Raw genomic sequence first — 13737 nt, forward strand, 5'->3', positions numbered from 1 at the left:
ACGGCTTTGCATTAGCTCGTCAAAGCGCCGTATCCCGGAATGCCTCTTCTTCCTTTCCCTGCTTCCGCCGGATCTGCTGCCGGTATTCCGTTGGCTGCATGCCCATCACGTCGCGGAACGTCCTTGTAAAGCTTTTATAGCTTTCGTAGCCCACCATGTCGGCCACCTCGACGATTTTCAGTTCGGTATCGGCGAGCAGCCGCCGCGCTTTATCCAGACGAACGTCGCGGAGATACTCCGCGAACCCTTTGCCCACGTTTTTCTTGAACAGATTCGAAAAATAAGCGTAATTCAAGGACACGTGATTGGATACCATCGCGAGATCCAGCGGCTTATGGTAGTTCTCGTGAATGTAACGAATAGCTTCGTTAAGATCCTGCGTATTGCGGTAGCTGCACTTGAATTCGTAATAAAACTGGTTGAGCCGAAGCAGCTGCTGCTGGAGCGCCCCGATATAATCGCGGATGCCGGGATAGTCGAACAGATTGCGCAGACAATCGATATCCAGCGCCTCCTCCCCCAGGTAGGGACGGATGACGCGCTCGTATTCGTCCAGCATCTCCACCATGGCGCGGCATAGCTGCTGCGTGTAACGAATGTGGTAACGCTGCAAGACGCTCTTGTGGAATAATCCGGATATGCCGTCGGCGATTTGGCCGCTGTTTTTTGTGCCGACAAGTTGGAACAAGGCATAAATCTCTTCGTACGGCAGCTGCCAATGCTGCTCCAATCCCTCGATATGTGCCGGCGTCAGACAACGTTTGTCCGGGAACAGATAGCTGTGGCGATACAGCTCCACAAGCGCCGAATAACTATCCGGCAGCTCCTTCAACCCTTGCCGCGGTCCCGTCATCACGGCAACGGCATCGATGCCTCCGCCCTTAAGCGCGGCTGCCAACGCTCCGGGTTCGACGCCCGCGTCGACCGCGAGAATCAGATGCGGACGATGCTGCAAAGGCAAACACCCTCGCTTGCCATATACGCCGTACGCAATGGACTCCATGCCATGGGCGCTGACGGCTCCCGGCTGGTTTATCCAGAGCTCCTCTCGCAGCAGACACAGCCGGTATTGCCGCCAGAGCTCCGAGTTCTGCTCCTCCGTTTCGGCTATCCAGCTGTCATCATAGACCGCCCCTTGCATGAACATATACAGCTCCTTGCGATCCGTCTCTCTGGCCCGTCTGGATACTTGCCTCATATTGCGGGAGAGAGCTTGCCTTGTCGAAACCTCCCGCAGCACATGCTCTACCGACTTCTGCAGATCCTCCCGTTTCACGGGCTTAAGCAGATAACCTTTGGCGCCCAGCCCGATTGCTTTCTGCGCATAGGCGAAGTCGCTATATCCGCTAATGATGAGGAAATCGGCCCGAATCCGTTCCTCCTTGCATTGCTCCATCAGCGTAAGACCGTCCATATCCGGCATCCGGATATCCGTAATGACGAGCCCAATGCTGTGTTCGCGCAGCAACTGCAACGCCTCCAATCCGTTGCCAGCGGTAAAAATTTGCTCCAGGCCAAGAGGGAATTGGCTCAGCATGGCTTGCAGACCGTCGCGTATATGCTTTTGATCATCCACGATCAAAATAGAGATCATCGGTTACCACCCTCCAAGATTGGCGTTTGCCCAAGGCAATGTTATCGTGACGCAGGTGTAAGCCCCTTGCTCGCTGTCGATCCGGAGGCCGCTGCCCCGGCCGTAATGAAGCTGCAGCCGTTTGTGCACGTTCTCGAGACCAAGACCATTCTTGCTTGCAACGATAGGCGTATCCGATTCGCCCTCCAGTACAGCCTGCAAGCCCGCCAGTATGTCCGGATCGACTCCGCCTCCGTCATCCCGAATCCGAATGACCAGCATGCTGTCGTTCTCAACCCGGGCGCTGATCTCGATGGTCAAGCTGCCCCCTCTCGGAGCTCCATGATGCACGGCGTTTTCGACGATAGGCTGCATGCACATCTTAGGAATGGCATACCGCGTCAGCTCATTTGGAATGTCGGATAACAGCGAGATGCTTCCGCCCTCCATGAAGTTGATAAACCCGACGTAGCTTTGGATATTGGCAAGCTCCTCGCTTAAGGCCACCGTATCATTGCGCCACATCATGCTGTAACGCATGAGCGATCCCAATGATACCAGGGCGTCTGCGATCGCGGGTTCCCGCCGCACCTCTGCCAGCATCCGAATGGATTCCAGCGCGTTGTACAAAAAATGCGAGTTGATCTGCGAATGCAAGGAGTGAAGCTGCGCGTTTTTGGCAATCAGCTGCTTGTCGACGACCTGGGTCATCAACTGCTTGATCTCGTCCAGCATATTATTGTAGCTGATGGCCATCTCGTCGATCTCGTCGCCGGTATCTCCGGCAGCGAGGCCCAGATCGATCTTCGCGTCCAACTGTCCCCTGCGAACCTTGCGCATGGAGATCAGCACCCGGTCCATCCGGCGAAAAATGCGCCTCGTCGTATGCGATACGAGCAGCAGCATGAGCAGCAGGACGAGCAGCGTTACCGCCACCACAAGAAAATACCAGTTGCGAGGTCCTTTCATCAGATCCTGATGCGAGGCAATATCCACGACATAGGCATTGAGCGGTGCGATATAACGATATAAGGCGTAATAGGCATGGTCGCCGACATAAACCTTGATGGGCTCCTGACTCTGCAGAACGTCCAGCTGCCGATGAATACCGCTCAGAATGTCGCCCAGCTCATCACCGGCTTGGAGCGAAAATGTATGCTGAGGATTGTAGACGAAGCGATCGGGATCCCTTCCGTCCATGACTACGGAAAAAAAGTCTCCCCCCGTCTCCTCTAGCATACCTTCAAAAAAAACGCGATGCTCCGACCGAATTTCCATTATTGTAGGACGTTTTCCGCCCTGACCCTGCAGACGAACAAGGCGATAATAGGATAATGTGTGCTCGCCGTCCTTAAAGGCAAACAATTGGTAAGAGGATCCTCCCTCATCACGAAGCCGGGTCCAGTATTGCTGCGGCCAGAACTTGTCGTAATGATAGATTTCCGGCCAAATTTCATGCACGTTCGGATTGTCGACGTAAAAGCTGAGCTCGCTGATCATTTCGTTGCTCTGGATAATATTATGCATCTGCTCGAACTGATTCTGCCTGAATTTTACAAGACGAAGTCCGTCCCCGAGCATGTTGGAATGGATAAAATCGATAAAAGACTTCTGCGTAAGCGCGGTAGAGGAAGCGTTTTCAAGTATGCCCATTCTGGACCGCAGCTGTTCGCTCATCCGTGAGACATGGCCGTTACCGGCGGACATCGCTTCCTTGTATAACTGGGATTCCTGCACGCGGATAAATAAAAAAGATACGACAATCGCCGGTATGGCGATCATGACGCTGAACGCCAGAAACAGCTTTTGCGAGATGCTGGAATTTCGATAGATTTTCCTTATTTTTATGCTTACGGCCTTCATTTGGATGTCCTCCCCACTTCAGTAATATATCATAGTTGGAAAGCGGGGAATACCGGCTGCCTATCCGGCAGCCGGCAATAAATAGCAACTCTTATTCCGCCATCTTCGCTTTTCTCGCATCCAGCTCCGCTTGGCGATGCTCCATGACCTGCGCGAAGCCGTAGCTGTCGCGGCGGGACAGGAAGCTTTCGAATATTTTATCGAAAGCGGTATTGTCCTTGGCCGTAATCAGCTCAGGAAGGACCTCCTCCCAGTTTTGGGCGATGCGAGACCAAGCCACCGCAACTTCGGAATCGCCGAGCGGGTCCAGCCCCTTGTAGATGCCGCTGTCAATATCGGCCTGGGCGTTGGCGAAGTCCTCCATTTGCTTAATGACGGGCGACTTCTCCGGTCTCCATTGGTTAATAATGACGGGGTTGCGCATCATCCAGTACGTATCCATCACGCCGTATTCCTTCTCCAGCTTCTCGATATCGGAGCTAAGCAGCTCGACCAGCTCCGGCTTTAATTGCGGCTTGCCGCTTGTGGAATCCCATGTTTCGCCTTCTTTGCCGAGGAACAGGTCCAATTGTCCTTCTTCGCTGGCCAAGTACGTCAGGAAGCGGATAGCGCGTTCGGGATTTTTGACGGATTTGCTGATCATCGTAACCATCCAGCCGTCCATATTGCCGGGGAACAGCTTCGCGCTGTCGCCTTTGCTGTTCTGCGGTCCGTCTACGGCAATATAATAAGAATCCGGGTTGGCGCTTGCGGCCAGCATCGGGTTTACGGCCGCCATGCCGTTCCATTCGCGAACCATCATAAAATAGCGGGCGTTGTTCGTTTTCTCCTCCACCTGCGTATCGGAGTCCACGAGGAAATCGACGTTGATGAGTCCGCGCTCGTAAGCGGTGCGGAACGTTTTAAGCCAGTTCACGTAATCGGGATCGGTAATCCGATCGTAGACTTTGCCATCCTTCTCATGCGGAACGGCCAACAGGTTCTGCAAATATTCCGTCATGCCATAAGGAACATTGCCTTGAGCGAAGAAAGGACTGATGGCCTGGCCTTTGTACTCGGAGTATTGATCCTTGATCGTCTGAAGCGCGCCAAGGAATCCCTCGGGCGTAGACAGATCCGGCTTGCCCATCTCCTCATAGAGATCTTTGCGCACCAGGAACGTTTGGTTTGCAGCCGTCATGCCGGTCTCATGCATCAGATTAGGACTGTAGGAATCATTCGGAATGCCATACGTGTTGCCGTTCGCTTGACGGTACCACTTGAGCGTGCCATCGCCGGCCACCTTAAAGAAGTATGGGTCGTATTGATCCGCCAGCTCGTTTAAAGCATAGACATGATCGCCTTCCCACAGCTTTTTGACGGCAGTTTCCCATGATCCCATGCTGATGAGGTCAGGCAGCTTGCCGGAAGTCATCATGAGCGTAATATGTTCGTTTGCATCGCCCGACGGAACCTCGATATTGACTTTAACGCCTGTTTTCTCCGTAATATACTTGGAATTCAAGCTCTCTCCCCAGCTATGCGGATACCAGGATGCGCCTACGAACCAACTTAATTCGACCGGGCTCGTGTCCAGCCTCCATGCGGGTTCGTCGGGGTTCAGCGCCGTCTCCGCGGGAGTAGCCTCCGGCTGCGTGCTGGAATCCGGCTGTGAAGTAGGCGCGGGATCGTTCCCGGAGTTCGTGCAGGCGGCTAGGCCCAGCATAAGCGCGGACAATACCAGGGCCGTGCTTTTTCTTATGGTGCTTTTGTTCATCTTTTGATCATCCCTTCTTCTGTCATCTGTATATTTTTATTTGATCCATACGCCCCCTGAATCCAAGCTTGGACAGACGCACGGCACTTACCCTTTGATAGCTCCGATCATGACGCCCTTGACCAGATAGCGCTGGATGAACGGATAAAACAATAGAATCGGCAAAGTGGCCACCATCATCGAAGCGAACTTGATCGAATTGCCCGGCAGCCTGGCGCCGAATTGCGCCATCGCTTGCTGCTGCATGAAGGACATGGAGTTTTCCGCGATGATTTTGAACAACATGGTCTGCAGCGGCAGAAGATCCTGCGTTCGAATATAGATGACGCCCTGATAATAGTCGTTCCAGTGATAGACTGCGGAGAAAAGCGAGATGGTCGCTATAACCGCCATGCTGTTCGGCATCACGATGCGGAACAATACACCGTAATCGGAAGCGCCGTCCACCTTCGCGGATTCCTCCAAACTGTCGGGAATCGTGCGGAAGAAGCTCATGAAGATGACCATGTTAAAAAACGTGTACATCGCGGGAATGATAAATACCCAGAAATTGTCGTACAAGCCCAGCTTCGTCATCAAAATGAAGGTCGGAATCAGTCCGCCCGAGAACAGCATGGTGATCAGAGCGATCTTCATATAAATCTTGCGGCCAATCAAGTTGGTCTTGCTTAAGCCATACGCCACGATAGCGGTAAAGAGCACATGGGCGGCTGTCCCTATGACGGTCCGCATGGTCGTGATATAGAAACCGTTCATCATATTTTCATTGCTGAATACGACGCGGTAGCTGTCGAACGATATCGCTTTCGGAATCCAGTTGACCGTGCCCAGCGTGGCGTGCTCGGGCGCATTCAGCGAGTTGGCGAACACGAACCACATGGGATACAGCGTAATGAAACATACCGCTATCATCAGCACGGTATTAACGACCTCAAACAGGCCGATGCGTCGTATTCTTCTAGTGTTCATAGCACTGCCTCCAATTTAAAATTCATGTTCAAAAAGTTCGGTTAGCGGACTTTTTGAACTACCTTCCTAAAAGATGCTGTCGCCTGTTAGTTTTTTGGACGAGTAGTTCGCCAGGAACAGCAGCCCCAGCGCCACGATGGAGCGGGCAAACAAGACGGCCGTCGAAAAGGAATGTCGTCCGGATACCAGTCCCATGTTGTAGATGTACAAATCCAGACTTTCCGCCATTTTCATGTTCATATTGTTTTTTAGCATAAAGATCTGATCGAAATTGCTGCCTAGAATGCCCGCAACAGCGAGAATAAACAGGATCGCGATGGTCGGACGGATGCTCTGAATCGTAATATGCCACATGCGCTGCCAGCGGTTCGCGCCGTCCAGCTCCGCGGCTTCGTACAGCGCAGGGTCGATGCCCGCAATGGCCGCGATGTAAATAATCGCGCTCCAGCCGGTTTCCTTTAGCGTGTCGGAGAAAAAGGTAATCCACCAGAAGTACTTCGGGTCGCTGTTATACAAAATCTCTCGTTCCTGAATGCCGAGTCCCATAAATAGTTGATTGATGACGCCGCCTTCGCCCAGCCAGTTCAGCATAATGCCGCCGAATATCGTCCATGCGATAAAATGCGGCAAGTAGGAGATCGTTTGGACCGTTCGTTTAAATCGAAGGCTTCGAATTTCATTGAGCAGCAAGGCAAATACGATCGGAATCGAGAAGCCGAGCACCAGCTTGATGCTGCTCATGCCAAGCGTATTGCGGATGGAACGCCAGAATCTCTCGTCCGTCACGAAATCCTCGAAGTGCTTGAGACCTACGAACGGCGACTGGAGCATAGGCTTAGCGATACTGTAGTCCATAAATCCGATAATGAGCCAGAACATGGGGATGTAACAGAAAATCAACATCCAGACGATGCCCGGGATCACCATGCTTTGCAGCTGCCACTGCTTTAAAAACGTTTTCATTTGACCGGTTTTGGATTGGATCACATTGCTGCCCCCTTCCATTTCATCGTAAGCATTTCGGCATGCAAAAAAAAGACCACCGTTTTTGACCCTATCCCATTTTTTTAGGTTCCGTTGATCTTGCGCGGGAATGGAGTATGCTGAGAATATTCGAGGGGAGGATTTCTTACGATGAACACGCTTATATGGCAGCAGGATTTTGCGGGGGGAGGCACGGATCTGAGCGATTGGAATATTCGCCTAGGCAACGACCTGCTGGACAATGAGGGCAACGCCGTAATGTCGGGATGGGGCAACGGGGAAGGGCAATACTACACCGGGCAAGCCGGGAATCTGTACATCGACGAAGAAGGGCTGAATCTGTGCGCGCGCCGCGAGACTATCGAGAGTTCGGACGGTCGAACCTTCGCCTATACATCCGCCCGAATCGATACGAAGGATCACTTCTCCTTCCGTTACGGCAAGCTCGTCGGGCGTGCTAGACTGCCGGTCGGACAAGGATTGTGGCCCGCCATCTGGCTTCTGCCGCAAGATCAGGCCTACGGTCCTTGGCCGGCTTCCGGCGAGATCGACATTATGGAAGCCAGGGGCCGGCTGCCCCAACAAGTGTCAGGCACGCTTCATTACGGCAAGGACTGGGATCACAAGCGTCTCGACGAATTTTCTTATACATTCGACAAGGGTTCGATCGCGGAGTTCCACGACTACGTTTTGGAGTGGGATGAACGTTCTATCCGCTGGCTCGTAGACGGCCATTGTTATGCCGAACGCGCCATGGAGGCGGGCGTCATGCCGTTCGACCAACCCTTCTATCCCGTGTTGAACCTCGCTGTAGGCGGGTGGTACGACAATGTTGCGGTGGACGAAGGCGCGCTGCCAGCGGTTATGACGGTGGCGGGGATTTGGGTGTATCAATGAAGCGAATGAGGAACAGCTATTAAAATCGACTTTCGCAAATATGCCCTCCAAGTCCATCGTAGCGGAGGCAATGGACTTGAAAGGCATGCGGAAGTATCACGATCCTATTTAAAAAGTGTTATGCCATACACGTTATCCGTATCCAGCTTTATCATTCTAGTTGTTTTGTACATAGGATCGAAGATATGAAGACGTCGCATGGCAGATGAACGAGATGCTTGGTTGGGTTTATTGCCGATCATCTTCCGGGAAAATAGCTCCAAGGTCGATGACAAGACAAGGAACCGCATGCGAATGAAGAGTGTCCGTTTCGATTAACGTTGCTGCTAAACGGTATTCACCGCCCTCCAGCACGAATTGGTCTACCGTACGATAGATTGGATCGGCAAGCCAGTATTCTTTAACACCGTGTTTCTCATAAAGTGATTTTTTTATCGTTTTATCTCTGCGTCCCGTACTATCTGACAGAATTTCTACAAGCAAATCGGGAACTCCGAACACAAATCCGTCCCGTATGATGTGAAGGTTCTCATTGGCAATAAAAATGATATCTGGCTGGACAATATTCTCTTCGTCGAAATGAACGTCCATTGGGGCGAGCAAGATTTCCCCGTCTTGACTACAAGGAGCGTGAAAAGCAAGATGAAAGTTTGTCAAAATCTTTTGGTGAACGTACTTGGGGGAAGATAGAAACTCGTATCGGATTCCTTCAATGATCTCATACCTCTCGGGCGTATCATAGCTTTCCCGCTGTTCCTTAACCTTGGCAGTACGCTCAGGTTTGCCTTTGGTCATGCAACTGACCTCCTCGCATTCATTCTTATTTTATTATATCATTCCAGCTTGATATTCAAATAGAATGAACTGGTTCCAGTTGGCAACTACCGGGTGCGAAACATCACAGAAAGCCCTCGAAATCATTGATTTCAAAGGCTTCCGTCTCACACTGTTTTCAGTTAAATACAATTCGCCGTTATAGCTGATTCCAAGTTGATGTTGTATGACTTTAACCACTTTCTTACGGCAGAAGCCTTTCAGCGGACAATCTTGGCCAAGCCTGACACTTCGTGAAGCCTTCCGAATAAGCCTTGCCGCATTGCAGTCCGCGAAACTTGGATACGGTTCTTACAAAATCCAAAAAATCGATCCCGTCATGTTCGTACAGCCATTTGATCTGGCTCTCATGTTTGTTGTTCATCTCGATTTTAACTTCAATATGATCGGAGATATCCACATATTCTGTCGGCAGAAAGCCTACTCCGGCCAATGTATCCATATAAAAGATGGGCGCTACTTTATGATGGATATCATGTCCTTCTTCGTTGTTGTAATGAGGAACCGTCGCCGAAAAGCTGGCATCGAACACCGCTTTGGAAACCTCCATATGATCCTTCATATAGTCTTCGGGCGGATGTGTAATGATATAATCCGGCTTAGTCTCGCGAATCACTTTGACCAGCTTCAAAATCAGCTCGTCATGATCGGCCTTGACCGACAAATCCGGCACATCCAAGCTGATCACTTCGGCTCCGATCAAGGAACCTGCCGCTTGCGCTTCCAGTCGTCGAATCGCAATTAACTCGTCCTGGGGAATCACCTTATGCCCTTTATCCCCATTGGCCACATGAACCATCGTTACCTTATGACCTTGCGACGACAACTTCGCCAATGTGCCTCCACAGCCGATCTCCAGATCATCCGGATGACAACCTACTGCCAATACGTTCATCTTATTCCCTCCCGTAGATTGATTCTAAATGCTGCATCAGCAACTCCTACTCCAGTGTACTCCCGGCAAATCTATTATTCTTTAGCAAAAAGACCTTTAAAAGTTGCATTTAGTCCACTCTTAAGCATGTTATAATAGAACGATAGATTGAACGTCAACGGAGGTCATAATCCCATGTCAGCTGCAACTGACCCTTTCGTGCGAACCAGGCTTCAAGAGTCTTTTACAGTGAAAGACATTATATCTCTGCATTATTTCGAATTCTCAAAGAATTTTAAATTCGAAGGAGAGAAACATGACTTTTGGGAGTTTGTGTATGTAGACAAGGGCGAGATCGACGTGTTTGCCGATATGGAGGGATACTGCCTGCAGCAGGGTGATGTCATCTTCCATAAACCGAACGAATTTCATGGCGTTTGGGCCAACAGAAAGATAGCGCCAAACGTCATTATTATTTCGTTTGTATGCCACTCGAAGGAAATCGCTTTTTTTGAAAATAAAATTTTTAATCTGGACACCCGTCAGCGGGAAATGCTGGCGCAAATTATTAAAAACGGCTTTGCCGCTTTTTATCCCCCGTTCGACGATCCGCGAAATCATACGCTGAACAGACGGCCAAATGCGCCGATCGGTTCAGAGCAGTTGATTAAACTCTATTTGGAGATGTTGCTGATCAGCTTGCGGGAGCATGACGATCGGACCAAACAGGAGCAGCGGTTGTCGGGAACGACAAAACAACGAAGCGAAGCCGAGCTGGCACAGCGAATGTGCGACTATATGGAGCGGCATGTGTTCGATGAAATTCGGCTTGAACAAGTTTATAAAACGTTTAACTTAAGCAAGAGTCACGCGCTTACGATCTTTAAAGCGCAAACCGGACAAAGCATCATGAAACATTATCGTAAACTTAAGATCGATCAAGCCAAACAAATGATTCGCGAGCAGCGCCACAATTTTACTGAAATATCCGAGCTCCTCCACTACAGCAGCGTTCATACCTTTTCGAGACATTTCAAGCTATTCACGGGCATGTCCCCATCGGAATATGCGAAAACGGTTATCGCCAAGATGTGATCCAAGAACCACGCTAACGCATTGCGAATGGTGTACGTATAGCAGGCCCTTGAAATCCGTGTCATCTATGGGTTGTTCAAGGACCTGCTTCGATTTTTTTAGTTCACATCGGCCTCAAGCGGTCCGGCGAGCTCCTTTAAGAAAAACAGCTTGCCCGGTAAAGTCGGCATAAATGTCGATGGCAGCCAGCGGTCCGGACCATGGCGCAATGTTGTCCACAGGGATAACCCTTGCCACTGCATGCCTCGGCCCAGCGCCCCGTCGCAGCCGCCAATGATATAGTCGGATTGCAGGAACAAACCCGGTCCGATCGTGTTGGCCCGACATGGCACCAGCGTTGTCCGGCTTTTAAAGCTCGTTATCGCATTTTGTTCTATCGTCAGGGGATGGAGCTGTGCGGCAATTCTATGCGTTGCTTGGCTCCAATCCGCATCATTGCTGAACTCCCCGCCGAAATGCGGCTCCCAGAAGGCAATATGCATCATTCGGCCAATTCCAAATACGGTGACGAGCTCAGCGCCTTCCGCCTTTAAAGCGGCAATTCTCTCCGCGTAAGTCGGCAGCATGTCGGCAGTCGCAAAATGTCTCTGATCCTCAGGCACGGTGTATTCGCCTAATGGTCCGTAGAACGCTTGCTCCATTGCGTATTGAAAAGAGCCCCGATTGTCGGACGGCAATGTCCTTCCCTCTTCGTCGCTCCATTCGTCCATATTAAACCCGTAAACATGCTTGCAATCTACTTGCCATTCTTTTAGGAAGTAGACCGCCCATTTGTACATCCCCATTGGGCCAACCGGTAAAATAAAAGCGATTTTCCGTCCCTGATCCTTGCTCTTGCGAATTTGAACCGCAATCTCATGCCCCATTTTTACATCAAGCTCGCCGACGTCGGAACAAGAAAACGGCACAAATCTCTCATTCCAGAAGGGCTGCCGCTCAACAATCGATTCTGGAGGGTTCGAACAACAACTGTCGATTTTATCCATGTCCCATCCCGCAGGGTAGAAACCGTCCAGCATCGAGCCTTTGACCGTCAGCATGAAATTCATTTTTCAGCACTCTCCCGTTCATAAATGATTTTTAGACTGCTATCATTCCTCTTCAGTGTACCCCCTGCAAATCTATTATTCTTTAGCAAAAGGACCGTTAATCGTTGCAAATAGTCCGCATTTCGGATAAAAGGTACAGCTCTCCAAAAAACGAGAGACTGTACCTTTTCGACTTTCACCATACTTCGATTGGCCTGTTTTAATTAAATTCCTTATCAGGCATGCGCAATCAAACGATTGGTTATCGATCCCAGCTTGGCAATCTCCACCTGGACCACGTCGCCGTCTTGCAGATAAATTCTGCGGTCCTCCGGATATCCCATCATGACGCCCTCGGGCGTTCCGGTTAAAATAACATCGCCCGGCATGAGTGTCATGTGGCGGGATATATAACTGACGATCTCTTCACAACGGAAAATCATATCCGACGTATTTGACGATTGGCGGATCTCCCCGTTGACGATGCACTTGATGGTCAATGCTTGAGGATCACCGACTTCATCGGACGTAACCAAATAAGGGCCAAGCGGCGCAAATTTGTCGCAGCTCTTGCCGAGCATCCACTGGGAGGTGCGAAGCTGAAAATCCCTTGCCGAAAGATCGTTTGCATTACAATACCCGTAAACGTAAGCAAGTGCGTCCTCTCGGGATACATTCTTGGCGCGCTTGCCGATCACAATCGCCAATTCAGCCTCATAATCGATCATCTTGCTGTCCGGTGGCATAGGGATATCTTCCCCGCAACCTGCCAGCGCGTTGGCGAATTTGTTAAACAGGACCGGGTGCGCGGGGATGTCCATATTCGTCTCGATTGCGTGCTGTCGATAATTAAGACCGACACAGATGATTTTGCTCGGCGAATCGACGCAAGGTCCAAGGAGCAGTTCCTTTTCGTTAAGCCACCATTCGGGACGATCTTCGGCAGACGCCTTGGATAACAGTGATTCCAATAGGGCTCTTGTTTGGGTACCGCCCTCAATAGCCTCGGACGCCGTATCCGGTACCGTTGTTCCAGGTAACAGTGCCTCTGCGGCTGCTGCGACATCCAGCACGCCCCCGTGGGTCGATATGCCGAGTTTCAGACCTCCGTCGATGTTGTAATTCAACAGTTTCATGACGCATTTCCCCTCTTTCTCATGTTGATCGGCCTTCGTTAACTTGCGATTGGCTCATAAGTATGGGGCCGAATCATGCCATGCCCTCAGATCGCCGATCGTTTGGCGAATGTCCCGCTCCTGTTCTTCGCCCTCGATCTCCCTTTCAATAATCCATTCGCCTGCGAATCCGCTCCTCGCCAGCTTGGCGACGAATTCGGGAAATCGCACTTTGCCCTGGCCCGGGCGAACCTCGCGACCGAGCGCTTCGCCGTCGGTTGGATAGAAGCCGTCCTTGACATGCACATTGCGAACATAGGGGCCGATCACGTCAAGCGCATCAAGCGGGTTGCCCTTGCCGTACAAGACCAGATTCGCCGGATCGAAATTAATGCCCAGATTGTCGGTCCCTACCCGTTTAATGGTTCGAAGCAGAACGACGGGCGTCTCTTGACCCGTCTCGAACCAGAACTCCAGTCCAAGCGTCCGGCAATATTCCGCCACCTCGCGAATCGCGCCCACGACCGGCTCATATTCCGGATCGGTCATATTTTCCGGGATGAATCCGCAGTGCGTAATAATGGCAGGCGCGCCGATCATGGCGGCAAAGTCGGCCCAGCGCTTCAATTCGTTGACACGCATGTCGCGATATTGCGGCGGAACAAGTCCAAGCGTCGTCGGTCCTCCAGTGAAATTCCACTCGCTTGGTCCCGATACGCCCGCCCATACCGCGCAGATGCGTACTCCGG

The 13737-nt window shown here is 51.2% G+C and carries 12 protein-coding genes; 2 read left to right on the plus strand and 10 right to left on the minus strand.

Annotation, left to right across the window (positions count from 1 at the left end; all coding sequences use genetic code 11):
• Positions 1-19: 19 nt before the first annotated feature.
• The 5 genes from B1748_RS02905 to B1748_RS02925 all read right to left on the minus strand — a co-directional run bounded on the left by B1748_RS02905 (position 20) and on the right by B1748_RS02925 (position 7148).
• Entirely contained in the window at positions 20-1594 is a 1575-nt protein-coding gene (locus B1748_RS02905) for a response regulator (RefSeq protein WP_087566375.1), read from the minus strand.
• 3 nt (positions 1595-1597) lie between these two features.
• Positions 1598-3436 (minus strand): sensor histidine kinase, encoded by a 1839-nt coding sequence (locus tag B1748_RS02910; RefSeq protein WP_087566376.1) that lies wholly within the window; start codon positions 3434-3436, stop codon positions 1598-1600.
• 91 nt (positions 3437-3527) lie between these two features.
• The gene (locus B1748_RS02915) at positions 3528-5192 is read right to left on the minus strand and encodes an extracellular solute-binding protein (RefSeq protein WP_087566377.1); all 1665 of its coding nucleotides are present in this window, start codon (positions 5190-5192) and stop codon (positions 3528-3530) included.
• An 87-nt stretch (positions 5193-5279) separates the two neighbouring features.
• Positions 5280-6161 carry a carbohydrate ABC transporter permease gene (locus B1748_RS02920; RefSeq protein ID WP_087566378.1) on the minus strand — a complete coding sequence of 294 codons (882 nt, stop codon included), beginning with the start codon at positions 6159-6161 and terminating at the stop codon, positions 5280-5282.
• Positions 6162-6227: 66 nt separating this feature from the next.
• Positions 6228-7148 carry an ABC transporter permease gene (locus B1748_RS02925; protein WP_087566379.1) on the minus strand — a complete coding sequence of 307 codons (921 nt, stop codon included), beginning with the start codon at positions 7146-7148 and terminating at the stop codon, positions 6228-6230.
• Between the two features lie 147 nt (positions 7149-7295).
• Here B1748_RS02925 and B1748_RS02930 point away from each other — a divergent pair, with 147 nt between their 5' ends.
• Positions 7296-8042: a glycoside hydrolase family 16 protein gene (locus B1748_RS02930; RefSeq protein WP_087566380.1), complete on the plus strand. Its 747-nt coding sequence runs from the start codon at positions 7296-7298 to the stop codon at positions 8040-8042.
• A gap of 228 nt (positions 8043-8270) precedes the next feature.
• On the opposite strand, the gene B1748_RS02935 is transcribed toward B1748_RS02930, so the two are convergent.
• Entirely contained in the window at positions 8271-8837 is a 567-nt protein-coding gene (locus B1748_RS02935; protein ID WP_087566381.1) for a Uma2 family endonuclease, read from the minus strand.
• 223 nt (positions 8838-9060) lie between these two features.
• Complete coding sequence (locus B1748_RS02940) at positions 9061-9771, minus strand: PIG-L deacetylase family protein (protein WP_087566382.1); 711 nt, start codon at positions 9769-9771, stop codon at positions 9061-9063.
• Between the two features lie 174 nt (positions 9772-9945).
• Here B1748_RS02940 and B1748_RS02945 point away from each other — a divergent pair, with 174 nt between their 5' ends.
• Positions 9946-10845, plus strand: coding sequence for an AraC family transcriptional regulator (locus B1748_RS02945; protein WP_087566383.1), 900 nt, complete (start codon positions 9946-9948; stop codon positions 10843-10845).
• 98 nt (positions 10846-10943) lie between these two features.
• Here B1748_RS02945 and B1748_RS02950 read toward each other — a convergent pair whose 3' ends face one another.
• The 3 genes from B1748_RS02950 to B1748_RS02965 all read right to left on the minus strand — a co-directional run bounded on the left by B1748_RS02950 (position 10944) and on the right by B1748_RS02965 (position 13726).
• Positions 10944-11894 (minus strand): sugar phosphate isomerase family, encoded by a 951-nt coding sequence (locus tag B1748_RS02950; RefSeq protein WP_087566384.1) that lies wholly within the window; start codon positions 11892-11894, stop codon positions 10944-10946.
• 215 nt (positions 11895-12109) lie between these two features.
• Entirely contained in the window at positions 12110-13009 is a 900-nt protein-coding gene (locus tag B1748_RS02960) for a fumarylacetoacetate hydrolase family protein (RefSeq protein WP_087566386.1), read from the minus strand.
• A 54-nt stretch (positions 13010-13063) separates the two neighbouring features.
• A complete protein-coding gene (locus B1748_RS02965; RefSeq protein ID WP_087566387.1) occupies positions 13064-13726 on the minus strand; it encodes a sugar phosphate isomerase/epimerase family protein in 663 nt (220 codons plus the stop codon).
• Between the last annotated feature and the right edge of the window lie 11 nt (positions 13727-13737).

Origin of the sequence: Paenibacillus sp. MY03 (genome assembly GCF_002165585.1) — a bacterium.
Taxonomy (GTDB): domain Bacteria; phylum Bacillota; class Bacilli; order Paenibacillales; family Paenibacillaceae; genus Pristimantibacillus; species Pristimantibacillus agaridevorans.